Annotated in this window: 21 protein-coding genes; 6 read left to right on the plus strand and 15 right to left on the minus strand. The window is 39.1% G+C overall.

Going from position 1 to position 24621, the window contains the following annotated elements:
* Nucleotides 1-105: 105 nt before the first annotated feature.
* Complete coding sequence (locus FBF83_RS04345; protein ID WP_136945889.1) at nt 106-3264, minus strand: efflux RND transporter permease subunit; 3159 nt, start codon at nt 3262-3264, stop codon at nt 106-108.
* A 226-nt stretch (nt 3265-3490) separates the two neighbouring features.
* Here FBF83_RS04345 and FBF83_RS04350 point away from each other — a divergent pair, with 226 nt between their 5' ends.
* Both FBF83_RS04350 and FBF83_RS04355 read left to right on the plus strand, forming a co-directional pair.
* Entirely contained in the window at nt 3491-4369 is an 879-nt protein-coding gene (locus tag FBF83_RS04350; RefSeq protein ID WP_136945890.1) for a TetR/AcrR family transcriptional regulator, read from the plus strand.
* 725 nt (nt 4370-5094) lie between these two features.
* Nucleotides 5095-5571 (plus strand): sigma-70 family RNA polymerase sigma factor, encoded by a 477-nt coding sequence (locus tag FBF83_RS04355; protein ID WP_169525172.1) that lies wholly within the window; start codon nt 5095-5097, stop codon nt 5569-5571.
* Nucleotides 5572-5686: 115 nt separating this feature from the next.
* On the opposite strand, the gene FBF83_RS04360 is transcribed toward FBF83_RS04355, so the two are convergent.
* On the minus strand, nt 5687-5929 hold the full coding sequence (locus tag FBF83_RS04360) for a type B 50S ribosomal protein L31 (RefSeq protein WP_048310190.1): 243 nt from the start codon (nt 5927-5929) through the stop codon (nt 5687-5689).
* Between the two features lie 336 nt (nt 5930-6265).
* Between FBF83_RS04360 and FBF83_RS20700 the strand changes: the two genes are divergently transcribed.
* Nucleotides 6266-6433, plus strand: coding sequence for a hypothetical protein (locus FBF83_RS20700; RefSeq protein ID WP_169525111.1), 168 nt, complete (start codon nt 6266-6268; stop codon nt 6431-6433).
* Here the strand turns inward: FBF83_RS20700 and FBF83_RS21405 are convergent.
* The 3 genes from FBF83_RS21405 to FBF83_RS04375 form a co-directional block, all read right to left on the minus strand.
* Nucleotides 6386-6508 (minus strand): Spo0E family sporulation regulatory protein-aspartic acid phosphatase, encoded by a 123-nt coding sequence (locus tag FBF83_RS21405; RefSeq protein WP_420875115.1) that lies wholly within the window; start codon nt 6506-6508, stop codon nt 6386-6388. The genes FBF83_RS20700 and FBF83_RS21405 overlap by 48 nt on opposite strands.
* Before the next feature lie 257 nt (nt 6509-6765).
* Nucleotides 6766-6942, minus strand: coding sequence for a Fur-regulated basic protein FbpA (gene fbpA / locus FBF83_RS04370; RefSeq protein WP_136945893.1), 177 nt, complete (start codon nt 6940-6942; stop codon nt 6766-6768).
* A gap of 12 nt (nt 6943-6954) precedes the next feature.
* The gene (locus FBF83_RS04375) at nt 6955-7656 is read right to left on the minus strand and encodes a DUF421 domain-containing protein (RefSeq protein WP_136945894.1); all 702 of its coding nucleotides are present in this window, start codon (nt 7654-7656) and stop codon (nt 6955-6957) included.
* 205 nt (nt 7657-7861) lie between these two features.
* Between FBF83_RS04375 and recQ the strand changes: the two genes are divergently transcribed.
* On the plus strand, nt 7862-9955 hold the full coding sequence (gene recQ, locus FBF83_RS04380) for a DNA helicase RecQ (protein ID WP_136945895.1): 2094 nt from the start codon (nt 7862-7864) through the stop codon (nt 9953-9955).
* 99 nt (nt 9956-10054) lie between these two features.
* On the opposite strand, the gene FBF83_RS04385 is transcribed toward recQ, so the two are convergent.
* The 9 genes from FBF83_RS04385 to FBF83_RS04425 all read right to left on the minus strand — a co-directional run bounded on the left by FBF83_RS04385 (nt 10055) and on the right by FBF83_RS04425 (nt 22212).
* Nucleotides 10055-10801 (minus strand): lipase family protein, encoded by a 747-nt coding sequence (locus tag FBF83_RS04385; protein WP_240688019.1) that lies wholly within the window; start codon nt 10799-10801, stop codon nt 10055-10057.
* Nucleotides 10802-11389: 588 nt separating this feature from the next.
* The gene (locus FBF83_RS04390) at nt 11390-12634 is read right to left on the minus strand and encodes a DHH family phosphoesterase (protein ID WP_136945897.1); all 1245 of its coding nucleotides are present in this window, start codon (nt 12632-12634) and stop codon (nt 11390-11392) included.
* A 163-nt stretch (nt 12635-12797) separates the two neighbouring features.
* Nucleotides 12798-14354 (minus strand): fatty acid--CoA ligase, encoded by a 1557-nt coding sequence (locus FBF83_RS04395; RefSeq protein ID WP_136945898.1) that lies wholly within the window; start codon nt 14352-14354, stop codon nt 12798-12800.
* A 278-nt stretch (nt 14355-14632) separates the two neighbouring features.
* A complete protein-coding gene (locus FBF83_RS04400; RefSeq protein WP_240687969.1) occupies nt 14633-15229 on the minus strand; it encodes a TIGR00730 family Rossman fold protein in 597 nt (198 codons plus the stop codon).
* Between the two features lie 26 nt (nt 15230-15255).
* The gene (locus FBF83_RS04405) at nt 15256-15732 is read right to left on the minus strand and encodes a GNAT family N-acetyltransferase (RefSeq protein WP_136945899.1); all 477 of its coding nucleotides are present in this window, start codon (nt 15730-15732) and stop codon (nt 15256-15258) included.
* Nucleotides 15733-15878: 146 nt separating this feature from the next.
* A complete protein-coding gene (locus tag FBF83_RS04410) occupies nt 15879-16592 on the minus strand; it encodes an NAD-dependent deacylase (protein WP_136945900.1) in 714 nt (237 codons plus the stop codon).
* 190 nt (nt 16593-16782) lie between these two features.
* Nucleotides 16783-18354, minus strand: a complete 1572-nt coding sequence (locus tag FBF83_RS04415; RefSeq protein ID WP_136945901.1) for a glycine betaine uptake BCCT transporter — start codon at nt 18352-18354, stop codon at nt 16783-16785.
* A gap of 229 nt (nt 18355-18583) precedes the next feature.
* Nucleotides 18584-18871, minus strand: a complete 288-nt coding sequence (locus tag FBF83_RS04420) for an HNH endonuclease (protein ID WP_136945902.1) — start codon at nt 18869-18871, stop codon at nt 18584-18586.
* Between the two features lie 101 nt (nt 18872-18972).
* Nucleotides 18973-22212 (minus strand): DEAD/DEAH box helicase, encoded by a 3240-nt coding sequence (locus FBF83_RS04425; protein WP_240687970.1) that lies wholly within the window; start codon nt 22210-22212, stop codon nt 18973-18975.
* A 484-nt stretch (nt 22213-22696) separates the two neighbouring features.
* On the opposite strand from FBF83_RS04425, the gene FBF83_RS04430 reads away from it, so the two are divergent.
* A complete protein-coding gene (locus FBF83_RS04430; protein ID WP_136945903.1) occupies nt 22697-23335 on the plus strand; it encodes a LysE family translocator in 639 nt (212 codons plus the stop codon).
* 52 nt (nt 23336-23387) lie between these two features.
* On the opposite strand, the gene FBF83_RS04435 is transcribed toward FBF83_RS04430, so the two are convergent.
* A complete protein-coding gene (locus FBF83_RS04435; RefSeq protein ID WP_136945904.1) occupies nt 23388-23582 on the minus strand; it encodes a hypothetical protein in 195 nt (64 codons plus the stop codon).
* Between the two features lie 133 nt (nt 23583-23715).
* Between FBF83_RS04435 and FBF83_RS04440 the strand changes: the two genes are divergently transcribed.
* Nucleotides 23716-24579, plus strand: a complete 864-nt coding sequence (locus tag FBF83_RS04440) for a glycine betaine ABC transporter substrate-binding protein (protein ID WP_136945905.1) — start codon at nt 23716-23718, stop codon at nt 24577-24579.
* Nucleotides 24580-24621 lie beyond the last annotated feature (42 nt).

A 24621-nucleotide genomic window follows, 5' to 3' on the forward strand; every position in this document is an offset into this window, starting at 1 on the left:
AATTTGTACACTTCGAGATTGGAATTATTGTCAGGATTGCATATTTCTAAATATAAAATCTAACAAAAGCGAGATCTCAAAAGATGAGACCTCGCTTTTTATTCTCTATTTGCTTCTTTTATTCCTGCTAAACTTCATGAAGAATTCATACACAAGAGGAACGATGATTAACGTAAGTAGGGTCGAACTTGTTAACCCTCCAATAACCGTTACACCAAGACCTTTTGAGATTAGTGCTCCACCTTCCAACCCAAACGCAAGTGGTGCTAATGCACCAATCGTTGCAAGAGCTGTCATGAGTATTGGACGAAGACGAGTTCCACCAGCTTCAAGCAGCGCTTCTCTAGTTGATAGCCCTTCTTTTTCCTTATGAATAACTCTGTCGATTAATACTATGGCATTAGTAACAACAATACCAATCAACATGAGCATTCCAATGAGAGAAGATATGCTGATTGTTTCTCCTGCTACTAATAATCCAACAAGACCACCGATAATGGTAAATGGAAGAGAGAACAGGATCGCAAGAGGAGCAAGGCCGCCTCCAAATGTAATAACAAGTACTAAATAAACAATGGCAATAGCAGCAGCCATCGCAAGTCCAAGCTGTGTAAATGACTCATTAATATCTTGAGTGACTCCACCAAGCGTAACTTCAGATGAATCTGGTAAATCCATTTTATTAATCGCTTCTTGAACATCTGCTGATACTTTACCTACGTTATCATCAAGCACTTCAGCCGTTACATTGGCATATACCTTACCGGCCCGACGCGTGATTGTATTCGCTGATTTCCCTTCTTCAATTGTCGTCACATCACTTAGTGACACATCTAACCCAAGAGGTGATGAGAGTGACGTATCTTCGAGATCAGCTTTATCTTCAAAAGTCTTCTTATCCACTTCAAGGACTACGTTGATTTCCTCTTCTTCCTTCTCGACAGTTGTCAGAACTGGTGCCTCACCTGTGTTGCGAAGCTCCATTCCAATTTGACCTGCCGTTAAGCCGAGTTTGCTTAGCTTTTCTTGGTCAGCTACAACTGTGAACTGATCATAGGATTCGGAAATGCTAGAGCTGATATTAGTGAGATCTTCTTCTTTCTCAAGAACTGCTGTGACATCATCAACAACTGGACCAAGATCGCTCATTGTCTCTCCATTCACTACAAGGGTGATCTGGTTGCTGCCGCCTGAAGCTGAAACATCCTGATAGCCCCATTCCCCAGTCTTATTCATCGCTTTCAAATCCTCAAGTACATCTTTTCGTTCTTCTTCAAATTCCTCAGAATCTTCATCATAACTAACAAAGAAAAGAACCTGGTTACTAGCGCCCGGATTCATAGGATTTTCTCCTCCAACCGAGTATTGAATTGTAGTAACATCTTTCTTTTTAAGGAAGTAATCTTCCGCCTCAAGAGCGAGATCGTTAATCTCTTCCGTTGTTTGTCCTGGCTCAGGATTATATGTCGCAACAATCATTTTCTGCTGATCAGATGGCAGGAAGCTTACTCCTACAATTGGCGCAAGAAAAAGGCTTCCAACTAATAATAGGATACTTGCTCCGAATGTAATGAGCTTATGATTTAGCGTCCAATTCAATATGTTCTTATAGACATTTGCTAGACGACTATTGCCCTCTTCCTTCTGTTCATTTTCTGATCCTTTTTTCACTAATCCCTTCTTAAACAGGGAGTGTGCCAAAGCAGGAACAATCGTAATGGCTACAAGTAGCGAAGCAAGCAGTGCGAACACAATGGTAAGTGCGAAAGGTAAGAAAAGTTCTCCTACCGGCCCCTGAACTAACCCAAGCGGCAGAAACACTGCAATTGTTACAATTGTTGAAGACATTATAGGAATGAACATTTCCTTAGTTGCTGCAGTAATTAGTTCTTTTCCTTTCAGTTCTTCACCTTTAATCGCCATTCTTCTATAGATGTTCTCGATTACCACAATGGAATCATCCACCACTCGGCCAATCGCTACTGTCATAGCCCCTAGCGTCATAATATTTAACGTGATGTCAAGCTGATTCAATACTAGAAGGGCTATTAATAGACTTAATGGTATTGAAATGACTGAGATAATGGTTGAACGAATGTTACGTAAGAATAGCAAAATAATAAGAACTGCGAATATCGCCCCAATGATAGCTTTATTCAGCATGGTACTTACTGACTCTTCGATTGGTTCACCCTGATCAAATATGGTCACAATGTTTACATCGTTGTTTCTATCTTCAAGTGAAGCAATTTTATCCTTCACACCGTTTACAACGTCAACCGTATTGGCATCAGCCGTTTTCGTAACCTGGATTCCAATAGATTCTTTACCGTTTGTACGTGAAATCGATTCTGCTTCACCTACTAATTCTATATTCGCCAGTTCCTTTAGCTTAACTGTAGAAACGGAAGGGGTTGAAGCTGTTTTAGTACTTTCTGGATCTTGCTTCATACCACTGCCAGAAGACCCTTCATTTGTGCCAGCTTCCGGCACTTGATTTCCACTCTTACTTTCTTGTGATGGAATAACTGGAATTTCTAAATTCTTAAGATCGTCAAGTGTAGAAACATTACCATCCACTACAACTGCTTTCTTATATTCCTGAAATTCGTAAAGGCCAAGTGGCATCGTTACAACGGACCCCTTGATAATGTTCTTAACCGTTTCCTCGTCAAGACCTGACTCTTCCAACTGTTCGTCTTTGAAAGAAATAGATACTTTCTCAATCTCTTGACCCGCGATAGAGACGGAAGAAACTCCCTCGACTGCTTCAATGGCAGGAAGAACATCTTCTTCTACTCTTTGTGTTAATTCTGTTAATGAACTATCCTTTTCAGAAACACTTAAAGACATAACAGGAAACGCATTAAAGCTCAGACGGGATACGTCTGGATCCTGTACTTCATCAGGTAGCTGAAGACTTTGAAGGGTTTCCCTCACTTCATCTTCTGCTTCATCCATGTTCTTGCTAAAGTTGTATTCTATTTGAATGTTCGATGCATTTTCAAATGAGGAAGAACTAACAACCTTTACTCCCGAAAGACTTTCCACCTTATTCTCAATAGGTTCTGACACCTTATCTGATACTTCCTCTGGAGGTGCACCTGGATAAACTGTCGTAACAGAGACTAAAGGCGTATTAATATTCGGGATCGTCTCCATTTTCATATTGAATCCTGAATACAAACCCGCAACTGTAACAATAATTGTTAACAACCAGACTGCGAATTTATTATTCAATGAAAACTGAATCAGTTTCTTCAAACTACGTTCACTCCTTCTCAACTAACAATTATGACTGACCGGTCATTATAGGATTACTATACGGAATAAAAGGAACTATTTCAAGAGATAACTCCTACCGATTGAATTTATATTATTATAGAAAATGAACGAATTAGTAATACTTCAGCAACAATGATATACTATTATTGACCAATTGGTCACAAGTAGCCTGACAATATTTTAAGTTGTCGAACTGAGGTGTGACATGAATGAAAAAAAGAAATTGATTCTTGAAACGGCTATGCAGCTATTCGCAAAAAAAGGATTCCACTCAACTTCTATACAGGAAATTGCCAATGAAAGTGGAATATCTAAAGGAGCCGTTTACCTGCACTTCCAATCAAAAGATGATGTACTATACTCCATTTTTTCTTATTATTACGAAAAACTACAACAAAAGATATCTGAAGCAAAACTAGATTCTTATACACCAGAAGAACGTCTACAGAAGCTTCTTCAAGCACAAGCGCAAGAGATTTTACATCATAAAGAGTTTATTATTATGCAATTTAGGGAACAAGCTATTGCGATGAACAAAGAAATTGATGAGTTAATTATGAAGATTAGAATTGACTCTCTTCAAACGTTAGCAAGCGGTCTTAAAGACTTATATGGAGAAAGAATTACCCCCATTCTCCCTGACTGTGTCCTCCTACTCGATGGGATGTTCTCTTCTTACATGAAGTTAATCGTTTTACAAGACATCGAATTAAATGTAGAAGAGCTACCAACCTTTATTATGAGTAGAATGCATGACGTAGTAGAAGGAATGTTAAGGAACCACACAAAACCTTTCCTTTCTCTCGATCAAGCCTATTCCATCTATCAAGAAACTCAGTCAGGCGCATGCGAACAAAAGTCCCCAATAATTCTATTAAGTGAAATGGAAACAGCGATTAATCAGTTAACGATTAAGGATAGCAGAAAAAATGAGTTAATCGAAACCGTTCGATTTCTTATGAAAGAACTTGAGAACGAAAGACCGCGCCGTTTCATTTTTAGAGGGATGCTTCACCAGTTTGAAGGAGTTTCTGAACTCGATTCATATACAACTGACCTTGTTGATGCACTAGACCTTGAATAGTATGACAAAATCGTGGAGGTGGAAGATTGTGAAAGAGCCGCTCCTGACAAAAGAAGAGTTAAGACGCATTGTTCGCGAACTTCAATTAAAAGGAATTAATGCCCAGCTTTGCTATCGAAAAGCTTAGCTTCTCTCCCCAAACGATCTGACGACAGATCGTTTTTTTGTTTGAGGCTGTTTCGGCCTGTTACTTTAAGAGTAGTAGTTGAGTTCCAGTCGAGGACTTTCGGCTCCTCTCAATTTTGAAGTTTGAATTTTTCTATACAAATCCAACAATCTTTTAGAAAGGCTCTTTTCTAAAAGATTGTAGCTTTTAAAAGATTTACCTATAGAGAACACCACTTAGTTGTTTGGAGCGGAAGGATGCTCGACTCCTGCGGGACTAGCGGGACAGGTGAGACCCCACAGGAGCGTTAGCGACGAGGAGGCTCACCGCCCGCCCCGCGGAAAGCGAGCATCCTGGAGCGGAAATCAATCGCTCTCTATAGCAACATAGTATACGAAAAGAGCCTTTAGAAAAGAGATTTGTTTTAAAACTACCGAATTGGTAATTATAGCTATACTCAAGGATTCAAATAACCAGTCCCTCCATTAATCGTTTGCTGTTTACCTCTTACTATACTCCTTTTATTATCTGTTTCCTCAAATGACACTTGTACTCTGATCGCTTATCTTCTACTTACCGACGGAATACTGGATGGGTGCACCCTCTCTGGAGAAATAAGTTGAAAGATACAGAATTTGAAGATTTAGCCATTCGTTTTACCCCTCTAATTAAAAACCAAATCAAAAAAATGAACTTAACACATGAGTACGAAAAATATAAACAAGATGCTCTTATCGCTCTATGGGAATGTTCAAAGAACTACGATGAAACAAAAGGAAGCTTCTCAGCTTTTGCTTATGTAAAAGTACGCGGCAAGCTCTTAGATGCCTGTAGAAAAGAGATTCGAGTCTATAAGCAGCTTCAAACACAATACGTGTGGGAAGACCATGCAGACTCTTACTCTGTACCTCACTACAATTCTGATTTAGAAAGGTACAAAAATGGCTTGACCGACAAACAAAATAAATGGCTGCAACAAGCAATAGAACAGGAAAAATCGTTGAAGGATATTGCGTTCACAGAAGGAGTAAGTATTGAGGCAGTGAAATCATGGAGAAAAAGCGCGTTATCAAAACTAAGAAAGCAATTTAAATAGACTGTTTTCAGAGAGATTGTTTCTATAGTAGTAGTGTTTGATTATTAATAGGCAATGCTGCAGAACTGTAAAGAAATAAAAAAACACTCCGTAAACGGAGTGTTTTCTATTTCTACTAGCGGTTGTATTTCTTTTTGAACTTCTCAACACGACCACCAGCATCGTTAAAGCGTTGCTGACCAGTGTAGAATGGGTGTGATTCAGAACTGATATCAACTTTGATTAGTGGATATTCGCTACCGTCTTCCCACTCAATTGTTTCGTTAGATCCCATAGTAGAACCAGTTAGAAACTTAAAACCAGTACTAACGTCTAAAAATACAACTTGCTGGTATTTTGGATGGATTCCTTCCTTCATTGCTAGACCTCCTTTATCAATCAAATCATCATTTACGTTAAATGAATGGTATAGAAATAAACAGAGGTTTGGACCCAAATTCCATTGGGCACCAAAACCCGTCCTTTCTAGTATATAATTTTTATTCCATATGTTCAAACATTGAATGCAAGTTTTTAAAGAAATTTCAGTTACGCTATGTATGTTATGTTCAACACGTGGTTCAAAAGTACTTATTTAACAGAAAATAAAGAATATTTACGTATCTATTGAACGAATTTTGCAAAAATGATTGACGATCATGTGTCTGATTTGTCATGATAAGTGTATAGACTAAAGAACGAGGAGGCTGTTGAAATGAATGATGCAGTTCGTGAGGAATTAGTACTTATTCAACAAATTCGTGATTGTATTAAGGAATTTCAAAATGATTACCCTCCAGTTGTAAAGGAAGCGATTTTTCATTCTATTCAGAGGTTAACTTCTAAGTTGGTTGACGGAGGCCAAACGTTGATAGGAAGTTAGGAGATCATCTAGCTCCTGACTACATTGCAATGTTTCTTCGTGAGAAATACCCTTCTCTGTACCAATTTCAATCATCTCTTCTTGCTTACGCTTTATCCAGTGAAGCAACTCTTCTTTTGTATCCTGTTTAATATATAACAAGGTTCGTCACCCCTCCTTCTCTTACGTACAAAACTATTATCCAAATTTTCCTATACTTTGTGAAGGCTTTCGCCAAAACTAGACAAAAACTCTCTGTTTGTGCTGTTAAGTTGTTCGTTAAACTATTCGTATCAGTTCTCAATATAAGTCCATTCTTTTAATAAAAATAACAGCTTCAGGAATTGAAGCTGTTAGGAACTAATTTTTGTAGAAAGAACTTGAAGGGAGTCTCTTGTAATAGACAAATAATAATAGAATAACTCCGTCCTTGAACATTCATATAGCTGTTTATGCTGAACTTTATAGATTCCTTTCTCTAGTAGGTGTACAATCAATTCTTCTTTTGTATGAGATGAAACTCTCTCCATAACTATCCTCCATTAATCTTCATCCTGCTGAACCCCGTCCTGATAATAATCCAATGATAGCTTACCATCAGAATGAAGTTGGGCAAGAAAGACATCTTCCACTTTAACATGTTTATCTGCAAGTATGCCTTGAAGCCACTCTGTGCTTCTGCCCACTTTTTTGACCATGTCTTCCATTATTTGACCATCCATTATGATTGTTTTTGGTTCTTTGTCTTCGGGTAGTTGAAGCCATAATTCAGATGGTTTTACAGCTCTATAATCTCGTTTAAGTAGCACACTTAACTCACCGTCAGCTTCAAGAAGTGCAAATTCTACCTCCCGAACAGAGAAAACATTTTTTTTACGCAGCATTTCTAGCAGTTCATCTGAAGTAAAACGTTCCTTCTTCAGATTACCTTCAAGAATATTGCCATCTTTAATAAATACCCTTGCTTTGCCTTCTACAATATCCCTTACTTTCTTATTCTTTAGAGAAATATAGCTAAGAAAGATTGAAATGAGCGTCCAGACTAAAATACTTGTTACTCCGTTTATTAAATTTGCTTCCGCATCCATCGATAAGCTACCTGCAATATCACCTATAATAATTCCCACAATATATTCAAAGTAAGAAAGCTTGGATAGTTGCTTTTTACCTAATAGCTTTGTAATGATAAATAAACCTGCAAGGATTAACAGTGACCTTAGGACAATTTCAATCCAATCACCCATCGTCTAATTCCCCTTTAAATGAAATTAAAAACCTATTTTCTCTCCATATTTCCTTATTTTGTCCATTATCAATTAGAATTATCCAATTTAAGTGGCCACTCCAAACGGTTTAAAAACTTCAAATACGTTCTCTATACACACATCAATCAATACGGTAAGATGAGAAAAGCAAACGAACTTCTTGCGAGATAGAAAGGAAGATACGATGCTTCAAGTAGCAAGAGATCAACTTAAACATTATTTCGGATATGACCACTTTAGAGGTGGTCAGGAAGACATTATCACTAGTATTCTAACCAACCATAATACACTTGGCATTATGCCAACCGGTGGAGGTAAGTCAATCTGTTATCAAATTCCAGCTTTACTATCAGATGGACTAACCATCGTGATATCACCTCTTATCTCCTTAATGAAGGATCAGGTGGATGCGCTTCGGAGCTATGGAATTGATGCAGCTTATATTAATAGCTCATTGACCGATACTGAAATTAGAGAACAGATGCAAGAAGCTGAGAATGGTGAAGTCAAGCTTCTCTATATTGCTCCTGAAAGACTAGAAGCACCAACTTTCCAGCGATTACTAGAGCGTACGCCCATCTCTCTAATAGCTGTTGACGAAGCACACTGTATATCGCAATGGGGCCATGACTTTAGACCAAGCTATATGAAAATTAGTAGTATGCTAAATCATTTCCGTGAACAAACGCCAGTTATTGCTTTAACAGCTACCGCAACACCTGAAGTAATAGGCGATATCCAACGCATTCTAAACATCTCAACAGAACAAACATTTATTTCAGGATTCGCACGTGAGAATCTTCATTTCTCTGTCGTAAAAGGAGAAAAGAAAAAGTCTTTTATCGACAAATATATTAGTCAGAACCCTTCAGAATCAGGAATTATTTACACAGCGACCAGAAAAGAAGCGGATCAGCTTTATTCTTCATTACAGAAACAAGGTATTAGCGTAGGTAAATATCATGCCGGCATGACAGAATTACAGCGTAAACGTGCTCAGGAAGAATTTCTATTCGATAACATCTCAGTAATGGTGGCTACAAATGCTTTCGGAATGGGGATTGATAAATCAAATGTGCGATTCGTCATTCACAATAATCTTCCGAAGAACATGGAATCCTATTATCAGGAAGCTGGAAGAGCTGGAAGAGATGGAGAACCGAGTGATTGCTTCCTCCTCTTTTCACCTGGCGATATTCATGTGCAGAAATTTCTTATTGATCAAAACCAGCATGATTCTTCTAGAAAATCAGCTGAGCTCACAAAATTGAAGGCTATGGTTGACTACTGTCATACAGAGAAATGCCTCCAAGGGACGATCCTTCATTACTTTGGTGATGATCGCCCTGGATACAAATGTGGGAAATGTAGCAATTGCATTGACGAGCGAGAAGCAGTTGAGATCACACGTGAAGCGCAGATGATTTTCTCAACCATTAAACGAGTGAACGAACGATTCGGTAAAACGATTATTGCTCAAATTCTAAAAGGCTCTAAATCGAAACGAATTAATGAGCTTAGACTTGATCACGTATCAACATTTGGTTTATTAAAACACTTCACACAGCAGGAAATCGTGGATATGATTGATTTCCTTACAGCTGAACAGTACATTGTACTAACAGAAAGTAAGTATCCTACCCTTGTATTACAGGAAAAGACTTTGCCTGTTCTAAAGGGACAGGATACTATTTATAAGAAGGTTGCAAGAAAACCTGTTGCTATTGAAGAAAATGATCACCTGTTCACTCAGCTTCGCACACTTCGAAAGCAAATTGCGGACAAGGATAACGTCCCTCCATATGTTGTATTTGCAGATAGCACACTTCGGGAAATGAGTGCTAAAACACCTTCTTCCCGAGAAGAAATGCTCGAGATTAAAGGTATCGGCGATATGAAATATGAAAAATATGGGGAAGATTTTCTTGAACTACTTTCAGCTGCAAACGCGAAGCCAGAAACCTCTGACGAAGCAAGTCACAAAGCTTCATTTAAGCTATTTGAAGAGGGAAAGGATATTTCAATTATTGCTGCTACAAGGGGATTGAGTCCATCAACCGTTGAGGGACATCTTCTGAAAGCTGTTGAAGAAGGCTTAATAACTGACGTGCAGGCATTCATGTCTCAAGAAATAGAGCAGGCCATACTTGATCAAGCAGAAGCGATTGGGTATGACAAATTAAAACCTTTGAAAGAAGAACTTCCTGAGGAGATAACTTATTTTCAGATTAAAGCCGTTCTTTCGAAGCACAGGAAACAATCGAGCGTTAGTTCTTAGTAAAGTTCACCTTATAAGCAAAGGAAGCTAATCAGATCCGTGATCTGATTAGCTTCCTTTTTGTACTTTAAAGTCCAGTTTATTAAAGTTTCGCAGTTATTAATCCTGCACAAAAGTAAACGGCAAATTCTTGATCCCCCTGCGGTATGCAAGAAATGAATGGTTAAAGGAGAGATCGTAATGATGGTTTCTTAATTTAAATGTGATATGTGGTTCGACATGTTCATATTCCCATGTATGAGGTGGTCTATGCGTATTCTTACCTGGTAGTTTTGGTATTTCATCATGTTTATTTACAAATCGCATACTGTTCTTAATGTGTGACTTATAAATTGAGGCAAATTGCATATCACCAACTCTAGGGCTCGCATAGTTGTACAATACGATATTTTCGAACGATTTCTGTATTTCGGCATCCACTGCATGCAACGTTGCAAGACCAGCACCGAGACTATGCCCCGTTACATATAACGTTTTATTAGGTGATGTAAGTTTATCGTATTCTTTAAAAATTTCAGTACTACAGCTATTGTAAATGTCTAGAAACCCTCTGTGCACATAACCACCGTGAAAAGGAAGCTGGGCAACCTCCGAATCCGCCATCCAATCTGCACAGCTTTTCGTTCCTCGAAAGGAAATGACAACTGAATTATCCGACTGAAGAATAAATCCAAAACACTCTTTCTGTTTATCATTCTTTAATGGGTTTGCTTTAAAGCCTTTTACCCAACGAAACCCTTTTGGAAGAAGAGCAGAAGGCACCTTTCCATCGTGGATATATTGATAGGATGTTAATTGGGAGATATATAATAGTCTTAGCGCCAGTTTCTTGTTGTATTTTGGCATGCTTGGCAATATAATACACCTCCTTGAGTATAAAACATTCATATGTAAAATGCTTTTAGATCATGTATAGATCGCCAAACTCGGACAGACTCAAGTGAGTATTTCTACTTTATGAAACGCTATTTTCATTAAAACGAACAAAAAGAACCGACTACTTCATCTCGAAATAGTCGGTTTAAATGCGACTAGCTGCACTCTTCATTAGGATTCATAGAGAGGCATGCCCTTAAGCCCTACAACACAAAACGTTGTTTCTAACTATAGTGCAATCGCAGCTTCATGATGTAATCGACATCACCAAATTCAAGAGATTCCAATATCTCTTCTTCTGAGAACCCAGTTAGTGTCGCGATGGTCCTGATGTACGGTTCTTTCTCCAAAATCATGCATCGTGCCCTGGCTTTCTGTGTCTGGTAAAGGACTTGTGAGTAACGATTGTTACCAAGCATTCGTTTCACTGTACTCTCCTTTCACACCCAAATTACAAGCTTACAACGCAATGGTTGCGACCATGGGCATGCTTTATTCTTTACCCATGTTATTGAATTAAAAAACAGTCATTGCTAGTAAGTACATAAAAAGATGCCCTCAGCTGAGAGCATCTTCTTTTTGGTGAAGCATTGCTTTAATCATCGTGTGGTACCGTTCGATTACCTGATCCTTTGTAAGAGGAAGCACACTTACAAAGTCATCAATTACTGCTCGGTCTGATCGTAACCAAGCCTGATGGTTCCTCTTCACGTGACGTTCTGCATCTTCAAAACGATGGAAAACAATGTCTTCAATCTCTCCTCGACACATGACTTCCCATTCATTTCCTCTGCTTGGACGAATATAGATAATTTTTCCGTCATGATTTTCATAGAAAGAGCCACTCTCAGAGTTACGCTGATTCAACCGATTACGCTCTGCATCAGTTCTGAGCGGTTTTAGTTCAAACGAAGCTTCCACAAACACCGGAAAGGTCTCTTCATTCAGCTCACAACCCGCAGCTTTTGGATGTCCCCCACCACCGAAACGGGATGCAAACTCTGATACATCAGCTTCATCATGGATGGTCCGGAACCCAAGTCTCCTGCTACCATCGTTTATAATCGTTATGAAGTCAAGATGAGGATTTCGCTTATTCAACTCATTACCTAATTCCGAATGATAGGATTCAGCATGGACAAGACCAACACAATATTCATCAATAAACGTTTGAACAAGTTGGCGATTCTTTTGATGTATATAGCGCTCAATTTTACGTTCTTCAAGATCAAGAATCATTTCCTCTGATTCATGGAAAGCAAAAGTATCTGGCTCACGTGTTAACCTACGAAGCATTTCTGACTTAAATGTTTCTCTGCCCATTATTGAAAACAAGTCGTTCAGACGTTTCGCATCAACTTCATTTTCCTCTTCCCAATCCCAAGTATCATATAATCTAACAAGTTCGAGAAATTGTTCAAGAGCTTCCATTCGCTCTATCTTTTCTTTTTCTAGTAGAAATTGATAAAACAAAGTAGCAGCACACGTCTTTTGCTCATTCCCTGGATCTACAAATCCCCATTCATAATCATTGAAATGCATCGCTGATGCATGATGGTCAATCATTTGAACGTGACTTCCTGTTTGATAACGCGATTCGAGCTGGTGCTCAACGTCACTATTTACAGATAAATCGGTAATGAAAACAGGATCACTAGTATTCTGCTCAAGAAAAGCTTCTACTCTGTCATCTAAATTTCGGTATGTACAATGTGTGATGTTTGCTTCACCCTCAAAAGCTATTTCCGCAATAAGAGCACACGCAGTTCCATCAAGGTCGCTATCAGTAAACAACTTAATCATCAGCTCTTCCTCCTATTCCATGTTAGTATGTACGACAGATTAAAATTCATGAATTCATGTAACCATAGAAAAAAGCGAGCTAAAGCCCGCTTTTTACCCTGCAATTTTTCTATTATACAAGTTTATGACAACAACTGTCCAACTTACAATAGACGGTCGGAATTTACGTGTTCGATTTTACCTGGAACTGTTCTCGAAGGCGAAACTTTTGTATTTTACCGCTTGCATTTCTCGGTAGCTCATCTACAAAAAGGTATTTCCGAGGACGTTTGTAGTCAGCGAGATTCGGACTTTCCTTGCAATAACGATCAAGCTCTTCAGCAGTGATCGATGATTTCTTTACAATAACTGCTGTAACGACCTCTCCCCATTTCTCATCAGGTTGACCAAGAACAGCAACATCCAGGACAGCATTGTGTCCGTGAATCGCATCTTCTACTTCTCTTGGATAGACGTTTTCCCCTCCTGAAATAATCATATCGTCCACTCGATCTGATACGAATAAATAGTTCTCTTCGTCCATATAACCTAGATCGCCGGAGTGATACCATCCTTTATACATAGCGGTCTCTGATGCATCAGGTCTATTGTAATACCCCATCATCATAGAAGGGCCTTTCACGATAATTTCTCCCACTTCACCGCTAGGAAGAACATCTTCAGGTTCAGAAGGCCCATGTTCATTCGGACGCACAACTCTCACCTCATGATTAATAGCCGCACGACCCGCCGAGCCTACTTTAGCTAGTTGTTCGTGCTCATCAAGAAAGGTGACTGCAGGACCCATCTCGGTCATGCCATACGCTTGAATTAAGTTAATTCCTAATTGATTTTTCACAGCGGTAACTAGAGAGGGTGCCATTGGTGCAGCACCGTATAACCCAACACGTAAACTGCTTCGATCATATCGAGAGTAATCCTCTTGAAGAATCATATTCCACATCGTTGGTGCAGCGAAGAACAATGATATCTTCTCATTCTGAATCGTTTCAAGAACTTTTTTAGGCTCAAAATGATGAAGAATAACATTCGTTGCACCAAAATGAACTCTAGGTAGAAAGCTACAATGAAGTTCTGCGCAGTGAAACATTGGAGCAACTACCAGTCCCCTATCTTTTTGCTTTAGATGAAGTGATGCACCACACATTAAGCTTTGTTCAACCATGCTTCTATGCCTATGCATCACACCTTTTGGTCTGCCAGTTGTACCACTTGTGTACATAATTGCATACAAGTCATTTTCATCAACGTCTACTGCCGGTTCACGATCGCTGGACAAACGAAGATGCTGAGTATAGCTTTCAGCATAAGCGGGTGCACCTTCATCAATTGACCAGAACGATACTTCTGGATAATTCTCTTGGATGGCAGATACAACCGGCTCTAGCATTTTCTCGAAAACAAAAATGGACGGCTTTGCATCCTCAATTATGTAAGCGATTTCATTTGATTTCAGTCTAAAATTAATTGGATTTAAGACGGCACCAATCTTAGCACATGAGAAAAATAAAGTCCCTAATTCAACTGTATTAAAAAGAAACGTTGAAACCCGATCTCCTTTTTTAACACCTGCATCTAATAAAGCGTTAGCTAATCGATTCACTTCATGATTCCATTGCTCATATGTCCACCTTATGTTTCGTTCCGAGTCAACTAACGCCTCCTCCTTACCATACTTTTTGACTGTTTGTAGAAATAAAGAACCAATTGTTACATACATCCATACCCCTCCATCTGTTATTCGATTTGGGTTGCGTATGTATAGTTCCATTTACATATACTAAAACCCTTCTTTTTTCAGAATATTTAGATTGTAATTTAAGTTCTCTATTAAAATGTTCTTTTCTAAAAGATTGTTGCTATATAAGCAGTGGTTGACTTCCACTCCAGGATGCTCGCTTTCCGCGGGGCGGACTGGAGTGGAAATCAACCACTATTTTATAGCAACTATGTCTACGAAAAAACATTAAATAAAAAAGTACCGGTTCATTCCGGTACTTAAATACGATCTCCTATATCATTTTGCTTCCATTTATTCATTAATGGAACTGTGTGTGTTTGAATTCGCTCAACAAGCTTACTCGGGTTGTCCTCTTTTAATAATGGCTCCAAGTAACGCTTATGTAGAAACGATTCGCTAACCATGTGCTCAAGCATCGTATAGAAAGGAGCATAGTAATTCTTTGTGTTCAAAAGACCAATAGGCTTATTGTGATATTCGAGTTGATACCATGTGAAAATTTCAGTTAGCTCCTCAAGTGTACCAATTCCACCTGGAAGAGCAATGAAGGCATCTCCAGATTCATACATTTTTGCTTTACGCTCATGCATTGTATCAACTATTATTAGCTCTGATAACTCAATATGTGCTACATTTTCGTATATCTTTCGAGGAATAATACCGGTTACTTTTCCACCGTGGTGAAGCACCGATCTTGCGAGTGCACCCATCAAACCGACATTTCCTCCGCCATATATGACTTCAATGTCTTTTTCCGCGAGCGCACGCCCAAGTTGTTCAACAGCTGTAAAGTATTCCGTGTCAACAGCTTCACTAGAGCCACAAAAAACCGTCATCTTTTTAAGCTTGTTCAAATGGTTCCCCCCTTTATCTCAAGTGACTAACCAAGAGTACTTAGTGTTTTCTTCATATTCATGTTAGTCGTTTCGAATCCCAGTCGTTCATATAGCCTGATCGCTTTCTTATTATGACCAAATACATGTAGTGAAAGTCCTTCAATTCCTTGTTCTTGTAGTATCTGTTCAAGTTCTCGGATTGCTCTCGTTCCATAACCTTTCCCTTGTTGATCTTCATCAACAGCAAACTCATAGATGAAAGCTTCCATCGCTTCTACTTTACAATGCACCCAAAGGCTTCCGACCTTACTATTGTTTTCAGCATCCACAATTGAAAAAAGCAGATGATCTGCCGTATGATGTCCTTTTGGTAAAAGTTTATCAAATTCTTGTTTAGACTTTTCAAGTGCTTCATTTTCTTTCCAATTTCCCGCTTTAACTTTTTCCTCTGCATAGCTATCTATTGAGGAGTCCATAAACTGAGAAAAATCAAAATCGCTCATCGGTTTCAAAAAGATCATCTCGTTCCCTCCCTACACTCTTTAACGTCATCTTACTATTAACTATGTTAGAAAAATAGGGCAAATTCACCCAAAACAAAAATACCGATGATTATCGGTATTTTTTGTTACTTCTTATTAGTGACAGGACTTTTGCTACTATTTATCTAGTGAGTGTTAGATTTAACAAGATCATCAAGAACTTTGCCAATTTTATCGTTAATAACCAAATCTGCATATGAATCATACTCTGTGGCTTCCTGGTTAACAATCACCAATTTTGCACCATTCCTTTTTGCTTCCATTGGAAACACGTTGGCAGGCGAAACTTGTAACGACGAACCTAAAACAATAAACAGATCTGCCTTTTTCGTTTCCATTTTCGCCTGATGTATGGCATTTAACGGGAGAGGCTCACCAAATAGGACTACTCCTGGCCTTTTAAAGCCCCCACAAGCACATGTGATTTCATCGGTTAAATAACCATCACTAGAAGCTTTTTCACCACATTCATCGCAATATATATCACACAATGTTCCATGCATCTCAGCTACATTACGACTCCCAGCTTGTTGATGAAAGCCATCAACATTTTGTGTAAGGATGCACCCAATATCACCAGTCCGCTCCCATTCCGCTAAATGATAATACCCAGAATGAGGACGGGCACCTTTCAACTTCTGAATTCGTTGTTTATAAAAACGAACAAATAAATCTCGTTCGAATTGCATGGCATCTCTGCTTGCAAACTGAAGTGGATCGACATCATTCCACATACCATCAATGGCAGATCGAAAATCAGGTAAGCCACTTTCTGTACTCATTCCCGCGCCAGTAAGAACAACGGTATGTTTGGCTTCTCGAAACATTTCCGTAAGCATATAAATTCACCAGCTTTCATCTGTACGAATACTTAACAATTCACATATTTCTAGGTTTCTAAACCTTATTCCCTATTTTCTGTTAATTCAATTTATATATGGTTACCTACTCGTCATCTTTTTGACATAGTTCTCATAGCAAAATGACATAAGAAAAGACAATGAGGGAACTCCCCCATTGTCTTTTCTGTTATTTCGTAGCTGGTGCTGTCTGATCGTCTGGATCAATACCACCTTTTTTTTCTTTTCGTTTCTCTTTCTTAGTCTTCGGATCCTTTGTCACTAAATACTTCTCTTTCTTTAGTGCCTTGTAGAAGGAAACGGTCATTAAGATCATGATGATCGAGAACGGCAGTGCGGCGAGAATTAATACGTTCTGTAACGCCTGAAGTCCACCTGTATAAAGGAGAACTGCAGCCATAGCTGACTGTGTAACTCCCCACGTAAGCTTTACGCTCGTTCCGGGATTTAATGATCCGTATGTTGTCTGCATTCCGAGTACAAATGTAGCTGAGTCAGCCGATGTAATAAAGAATGTTCCAATCAATGTGATTGCTACGATCGAGAGAACAATACCAAGTGGATAGTTCTGGAATGTACCAAACAATGACTCTTCAGTTGCTAGTGAGGCAATGTCTGCAATGCCCTGTTGCTGAATATTGATTGCAGATATTCCAAAAGTTGAGAACCATAGGAAACCAACGATTGAAGGTACTAGAAGTACACCTACAAGAAATTCTCTAATCGTTCTTCCTCTTGAAACACGTGCAATGAAAATACCTACGAATGGAGACCACGAGATCCACCAAGCCCAATAGAAGATCGTCCAGTTGTTGATCCACTCACGGTTTTCTGGATTCAATGGAGCAATACGGAAGCTCATCGCAACAAGGTTCGCAAGGTAAGCTCCAAGTGTATCAGTAAAGATATTTAGAATGTAAATAGTAGGTCCAAGAATAAACATAGCAAGAAAAAGAATTCCTGCTAGTCCAATATTTGCGTTACTTAAGTACTTAATTCCTTTCCCGATTCCAGACCAGGCAGAAATCATAAATAGAACAGTGACAACTCCAATAATCGCGAGTTGTGAGCTGAAACTATTCGGTATGTCTGTTAAAAACGAAAGGCCACCATTAATTTGTACTGCCCCAAATCCGAGTGTGGTTGCAACACCAACAATTGTAGCAAATACAGCTAGCGTATCAATGACTTTACCAAAGAGTCCATTAACACGCTCACCAAAGATTGGATAAAGCGTAGCACTAATCAGCCCTGGACGGTCATGTCTAAATTTAAAGTATGCTAGAACAAGCGCAACGATTGCATAAATAGCCCAAGCGTGAATACCCCAATGGAAATAGGAATATTGCATCGCTTCTTTAATCGCAGCTGGTGTACCAGTTTCTGCTGTTGGTGCATTACCTGCATAATGGGACATTGGTTCTGCTGTACCCCAGAATACAAGTCCAATTCCCATTCCGGCGCTAAATAACATCGCGAACCAGCTAAGACGCGTAAATTCCGGCTTTTCATCCGCCTTACCGAGCTTGATTTTCCCATAAGGCGTGAAAATAATAAATATGCAGAAAATCACCAGTAATGTAACAAGAATTAAATAATACCACCCTAACTTATTGGAAATAAACGTTTGGGCACTGGCAGTCATTGCTTCTAAAGTCCCTGGAGATGTAGCACCCCAGACCACCATAATCAAACTAATAACTAACGTGCTCCAGAACACAGAAGATACCTTCTCTGTCATTAACCTCACCTCAACTTAAATTATTTCTGTAATCGAATACAGTACAAAATAGTTCTTTTTTACCTCTATCTACTTATACCACTATAAAAAATGTCGAAACGCCGATTTTAAATTCTAAGTCGATTGAACTAGTTTTAAAAAGGGGAAACACTATAAAATCAGGAGATTTAGCATAAAAAAATTTTGCTACTTATTGTTAAATCCATCCTACATTACCATCTCGCCCTGATTATTTTTTCCGTTTTCGTTCATTTGATTTCTTTGTCTTAACACTTTTCGTTCCCGGCTGCTTCTTAATCCATTTTAAATAACGACGAATTTTGTCATCTTCTTTTAATTTGCTAATCGTATTCAATCTAATGGCAAGTTCTTGATTCGTATATAGCGCATGGATTTGCTTATGACATGGCACACAAAGAAGTGCCGTCGGTTTGAAAGTACCGCCCTCTTCCTTTGGGGTCAAGTGATGAATGGTGCATTTAACATCACTTCTGCCACAGAGCTCACACACATTCATTCATTCTCTCCTCCTGTGCTCTATTGTTTGTTTCTTCTTCTTCTAGTATGCAATATCTTAGTGAAAAGGAGAAAGCCTTCCATCAAAGGAAGGCTTTCTGTTTATATGCTTAAAATATCCTTGATTTCATCTTCTGATAAGCTTGATATCATCGTTTCCCCAGGCTGAATAACCTTCTCAATTAATTCTTTTTTCTTTTGCTGAAGCTCATAAATTTTCTCTTCAATTGTGCCCTGGGTAATAAGTCTCATCACTTGAACGACTTTCTTCTGCCCAATGCGGTGTGCTCGACCAGCAGCTTGTTCTTCAACTGCTGGATTCCACCAAAGATCGTAGAGGATGACAGTATCTGCACCAGTTAAATTTAGCCCTGTTCCTCCAGCCTTTAGTGAAATCAGGAAAATTTCTTTCTCTCCTCCATTAAATCGTTCTGTCATCTCCACTCGTTCTTTCGAAGGAGTTTGCCCATCTAAATAAAAGACAGAGTAGCCGAGATCAGTTAACTTCAGGTGAATGATCTTCAACATACTAGAGAACTGAGAGAAGATTAGGAGTCGTTTTTGATTTTCGATCGATGTCGTTACAATATCTAGTAACTGTTCAAGTTTCCCTGATTGACCTTCATAATTCTCTACGAAAAGCGATGGATGACAGCAAAGCTGTCGTAAACGTGTTAGGCCGGCTAATATCTTCATGCGGTTCTTCTGAAAACCTTCTCCAGCAAGGTTTTCTTTCGTTTCTTGTTGTATACGGTGAAGATATCCAATATACAGTTCTTTCTGTTGTTTCGTTAATTCAGACACTTGAACCGTTTCAATCTTATCAGGAAGCTCTTTCAAAACGTCTTTTTTCACACGTCTTAGAATAAACGGACGAACCATTCTTGAAATTCGCTCATGTGGTAAGTTCCTGAACGTTGATTGATCAGGAAAAAAGCCTGGCATGATGGAATGGAAAAGAGCCCATAATTCATCAAGAGAGTTTTCAATAGGCGTACCGCTCAGTGCAAAGCGTTTCTTAGCACGAATCTGACGTACAGCCTGAGATGTTTTTGTTGCAGGATTCTTAATTGCTTGTGCTTCATCAAGAATGAGGGAATCAAATTGAATTGTTTCATAATGGGCAATATCCTGCCTGAGTGTTGGATAGGAAGTAATCCAAACATCAGGTTGTAATCCCTGATTCAACAATTCTTTCCGCTCATTAGGAGTACCTGTATTCACTTCAATCTGTAGCTCAGGAGCAAATTTCTCAAATTCCTTCTTCCAGTTATAAATGAGTGATGCTGGCGCGATTACGAGTGCTGTTGCATCCGGATTCTCATTCTTTTCGGATAGCAAATAGGCGATGCTTTGAATGGTCTTTCCGAGCCCCATATCATCTGCAAGAATGCCTCCAAGCTGATAATAAGCGAGAGCTTTCAACCATTGAAACCCCGTCATTTGATAAGTTCGTAGGTCTGCCTCTAACCCGTCTGGTAAGTCAAAGTGAAGATCCTCAGGATGCTTTAAGCGAGAGACAAGTTCTCGGAATGCTTTGCTGTATCTTGAGGCGTGCTTTCCACCACTAATTCGTTCATCAAGCTGTAGACCTCTATATAACGGAAGATGTAGCTCCCCTTGATCAATATCTGTTTCTTTAATATTCAGATCATCTAGCAATTGACTAACTTGCTGAAAATCATCGTTCTCCATTGAAACAAATGCGCCATTCGAAAGGCGATAGTACCGATCCTTCTCAATCACAGCTTTCAGAATGTTGGAAATCTCACTCTGATCTAATCCCTTCATATCAAAGCTCACATCAAGAAAGTTCCCGCTATTGTCCATATCTACCGAAGTAACAGGAGAAGACGCTTCGTCTAAAAGCCATTCCCGTGCAGATTCAGTTAGGAATACATCTGCCAGGTCGTTAAGCTCTGGAATCGTCCAGTATAGGAAATCAAAAATTAAGGCTTCATCCTCAACATAAAGCTCACGTCCATTGAATTTAAGTGACGCCTGCTCAATAAGAGACATGATCTGCTGTTCTTTTTCACTATCCCGAAGTATGATTCCATCTTGCTCGCTAACCATTCTAGTATCATCTTTAAACGGATTGATAAGGTTATCACCATATTCGTACTCAACTGTAACGAGAAGACGTATCCCTTCTGCATTGACATAGACTTTCGCTCGCAAATCAGGGTTAACAATTTTCTCATGAAGCTGCTCTGAAATGGTCACATCCCCAAGCTTCTTTAAGCCTGGAACAACTTGTGAAAGAAATGGTTCAATTTGATGTTGAGATATCGAAAGATCGCTCTTTCTAGCTGCGTTTCGGAAATTGGAAAGATCTTTAAGAAGAGCTTGCTGCTGTTTGCTTAGTTTATATAAATTCTCTTCATGGAACAGCCAACCATATGTTGGAAAGTAAGCAGCTGTTTGGAAGCCATTTAAGTCCAAAACGTAGTCGTCCTCTCGCTCTTCTATCTGAAATGAGAACGGCAATTTCCCTTCATGTATCCCGGTTTCTTCGTAGAGCGTGCGATTATATTCAAATCGGATCGTTCTTTCTTGCTTAAGTAGCTCATTTAGAAACTCGTTGGCTGTAAGAGGAGGTAGAATCAACTCGCGATTCTCTGTAAAACGCCCCCAGTTGTCAGGTAGATCTAAATAGACCTTTTCATTCCTTCTAATTGATAAGAGCATTTGGAGAAGAGGTGCATCAAGCTCGTGAAATTGGTGTTCATCGGGCTCATAGCTGAATTTCTTCGTGAACAAATACGATTCCTCATCAAGGATAGCATCAAGAAAAGATCGGATATCTTTTACGACATATAAGCGATTAACACCTACTTTTAACTCAATCGTCCACGGAGAGTCACCGCGAGACTTTCTAAGAGAAGGGTAAGAACTTGCTTTAAGTGTAAATTCTACTTTCAGTTCATCAGATCTCATTCTAGAACGATTGACTTCAGGTTGGTAATCCCCTAGAACTTGTATCAGTTGATTCGTTTCGTGATAGCTACGTATCGGCTTTGCGATCGGCTTATCGCTTACTTTCTCTTCAGGGGGACCATTCTCACTAATGGCGATCAGTACTGCTGCCAGGTGTTTACAAGTGCCATACGTTTCGAAGGCGGCGCATTCACATGAGCCAAACCAATTATCACCTAGCAACTCAATTAACACGCTGTAGTCTGAACTTCCGCTAACGTATGCCCGGTACGACTGATCGTTTTCATCATATGTAAGCTCAGATACTCTCCCGTTCTGATAATAAGTAAGTCCTCTTTGATAAAAACTTACGGGAAAACGTTCTTTAATTTCGCTTTTTGTAAACATCGAAAAATGGTTCATATCCACATCACATCAATTCCAATGGTAGTAGTAACCTTCATTATACAATTTTCCACATCTTCTTCAAAATATGAAGCAATCCAAGATGCAGATTAGCCGATTTAAAGCTTTTCTTAAACTTTGTTCCTTTGGTACAAAACGGTGAATTCCCGCTCCAGATCAGCTAAGTATGACTTTCTTATCCTATAAAAACTCAAGTATAGAGTCTTTTTATAAATTCGACTTCTAATTTTTAGAGAATGGACATGTATTTAGAATGTAGCTTCTTTTAATGGAAAAGCTCTTTTCTAAAAGATTGTTGCTTTTGAATCAATCATTGAATTAAAAACCACATTTAGCAGATTGGAGCGGAAGGATGCTCGACTCCTGGAGCGGAAATCACCACCCTCTATTTTTATAACAACAATGTCTACGAAGAGTGCCAATGAAAAGTTCTTCTCCATATTTGAATAAAGCAGATGGGCTGAAAAGGAGAATGCTCTTTATGTTCGAAATAGCGATCGCACACATTGTACTTGGTTTATCAATTGCTGCCCCACTTGGTCCAATCAATATAGAGATTATGAAACGCGGCATCCATAAGGGCTTCTGGTCTTCTCTCTTTGTAGGTGCTGGCGGAATGAGCGCTGATCTCTTGCTTATGTATTTAATGTTCTTCGGATTGGCTGCTTTTGTTAAAGTTTCTTATGTACAGGTTTCCCTATTAATTCTAGGTGCAATCATTTTAACACTGTCTGGTATTCAAGGATGTATATCCGAGGTAAGTCTTGATGAAGAAAAAGATAAGGAACAGTCTGGTCTTTTTTCTTCCTATGCTACTGGATTTATGATTGCTGCATTTAACCCTATGAATTTGCTGTTCTGGCTCGGCATCTATGGGTCTGTGCTCAGCGTTTCTCTGCAACAGCCCGACAAATGGCAGGCATTCTTCTTGTCTGCTCTTGTCTTTATCGGCATTGGCCTATGGAATGTAAACTTATGTATGACCGTCCATTTCGGGAAATCACTCTTAAAACCCCGAATCCTCCGCGCCATTAGTGTAACCGCTAGTCTTGTGTTGCTTTTCTTTGGGTTAAGGTTTGGGTACCTTGCTGCTGAAATGATTTTTGTTGCTTCTAAATAATTTGTTTATTCCACTTAAAATCGAAAGAGCCTCCACGAACTCGCGGATGCTCTTAACTTAAATAAACATATGCGGCAATTCCTGCAACAGCAAGTATGCCAACAAATAGATAAATTGCAGATATCGTCACGGTTGTATTTTTAGCTTTCTTCCCATAGCCTGGATCACTTTTACCCGCCACCATTAATGTGCCAATCATAATCATAACAAGAAAAAGAATAATGAGAATCGTTGCGATCTTTATCATTTTCCTCCCCCTCCTCTATCTTCATCATACACTGTCTTCAATTTGGAAGGAACCTGCAAAAACGTGGAACATTTGTTATGCTAGTAAACATGTGCGTTTTTGCACCTCAAAAAAGAGAAAGAGGAGTGTTTCTATGAAGAGAGGAATTTTATTACTGGTTATCGCAGCACTATCGATTCTAGCTGCCTGTGGTGGGGCTGGAGATAGCGCAGATGATGAAAAATCAAAGGGAACGGTGACGTTTGGTTTGAACAACTGGGCTGAAAATATTGCTGTATCAAATATGTGGAAAGTCATCCTTGAAGAAAAAGGATATGACATTGAATTAAAATCAATGGAGAAAGCTCCTGTTTGGGCTGGTATTTCACAAGGCGATCTGGATGTTGCTGCAGAGGTTTGGTTACCAGCTACTGACAAGCCACTTTATGAAGAATATAAAGATGATCTTAAGCTACATAAAACTTGGTATGAAGGAACAGGGCTAGGTCTAGTTGTACCTTCTTACATGGATATTAATAATATTGAAGAACTCAATCAAAAACAAGACGAACTCGGCTTAGAACAAATCGTAGGGATTGATCCCGGCGCAAGCTTAATGGAAATGAGTCGTACTGCACTTGATGAGTACGGTCTTAATTACGATCTTGTTGACAGCTCTGGGCCTGCTATGATGAGTGAATTGAAAAAAGCGTATGAAAAAGAAGAACCAATTATCGTAACTCTGTGGAATCCACACTGGGCTTTTGCTGAGTATGACTTAAAGTACCTAGAAGATCCTAAGAAAGTTTATGGTGAGGCAGACGATATCTACTACATGACAAGAACTGATTTCGGTGATGACCATCCTGAGATCGTAGAATGGATGAACAATTGGAAGATGGATGATGATTCTCTTGGTAGCCTGATGGCAACGATTAAGGAAGCTGACGATGCAGAATCTGGTGCGAAGCAGTGGGTTGAAGAGAATCAAAAGTTAGTTTCAGAGTGGACAGAGTAAGTCTACCGTCCTCTTCGGATTTTTTAATTTAACGCCTGAAAG

The organism is Guptibacillus hwajinpoensis (assembly GCF_005144865.1).
Classification (GTDB): Bacteria; Bacillota; Bacilli; order Bacillales; family Guptibacillaceae; genus Guptibacillus; species Guptibacillus hwajinpoensis_A.

Bases quoted from the DNA above. Each gene is read 5' to 3' on its own strand.
- FBF83_RS04385 (WP_240688019.1), bottom strand. From the start codon at position 10,801: ATGCCAAAATACAACAAGAAACTGGCGCTAAGACTATTATATATCTCC.
- FBF83_RS04415 (WP_136945901.1), bottom strand. From the start codon at position 18,354: ATGACAGAGAAGGTATCTTCTGTGTTCTGGAGCACGTTAGTTATTAGT.
- fbpA (WP_136945893.1), bottom strand. From the start codon at position 6,942: ATGGAGAGAGTTTCATCTCATACAAAAGAAGAATTGATTGTACACCTA.
- FBF83_RS04420 (WP_136945902.1), bottom strand. From the start codon at position 18,871: ATGAATGTGTGTGAGCTCTGTGGCAGAAGTGATGTTAAATGCACCATT.
- FBF83_RS04425 (WP_240687970.1), bottom strand. From the start codon at position 22,212: ATGAACCATTTTTCGATGTTTACAAAAAGCGAAATTAAAGAACGTTTT.
- FBF83_RS04360 (WP_048310190.1), bottom strand. From the start codon at position 5,929: ATGAAGGAAGGAATCCATCCAAAATACCAGCAAGTTGTATTTTTAGAC.
- FBF83_RS04375 (WP_136945894.1), bottom strand. From the start codon at position 7,656: ATGGGTGATTGGATTGAAATTGTCCTAAGGTCACTGTTAATCCTTGCA.
- FBF83_RS21405 (WP_420875115.1), bottom strand. From the start codon at position 6,508: ATGATTGAAATTGGTACAGAGAAGGGTATTTCTCACGAAGAAACATTG.
- FBF83_RS04430 (WP_136945903.1), top strand. From the start codon at position 22,697: ATGTTCGAAATAGCGATCGCACACATTGTACTTGGTTTATCAATTGCT.
- FBF83_RS04410 (WP_136945900.1), bottom strand. From the start codon at position 16,592: ATGCTTACGGAAATGTTTCGAGAAGCCAAACATACCGTTGTTCTTACT.
- recQ (WP_136945895.1), top strand. From the start codon at position 7,862: ATGCTTCAAGTAGCAAGAGATCAACTTAAACATTATTTCGGATATGAC.
- FBF83_RS04395 (WP_136945898.1), bottom strand. From the start codon at position 14,354: ATGTATGTAACAATTGGTTCTTTATTTCTACAAACAGTCAAAAAGTAT.
- FBF83_RS04390 (WP_136945897.1), bottom strand. From the start codon at position 12,634: ATGATTAAGTTGTTTACTGATAGCGACCTTGATGGAACTGCGTGTGCT.
- FBF83_RS04435 (WP_136945904.1), bottom strand. From the start codon at position 23,582: ATGATAAAGATCGCAACGATTCTCATTATTCTTTTTCTTGTTATGATT.
- FBF83_RS20700 (WP_169525111.1), top strand. From the start codon at position 6,266: ATGAATGATGCAGTTCGTGAGGAATTAGTACTTATTCAACAAATTCGT.
- FBF83_RS04350 (WP_136945890.1), top strand. From the start codon at position 3,491: ATGAATGAAAAAAAGAAATTGATTCTTGAAACGGCTATGCAGCTATTC.
- FBF83_RS04405 (WP_136945899.1), bottom strand. From the start codon at position 15,732: ATGATCTTTTTGAAACCGATGAGCGATTTTGATTTTTCTCAGTTTATG.
- FBF83_RS04440 (WP_136945905.1), top strand. From the start codon at position 23,716: ATGAAGAGAGGAATTTTATTACTGGTTATCGCAGCACTATCGATTCTA.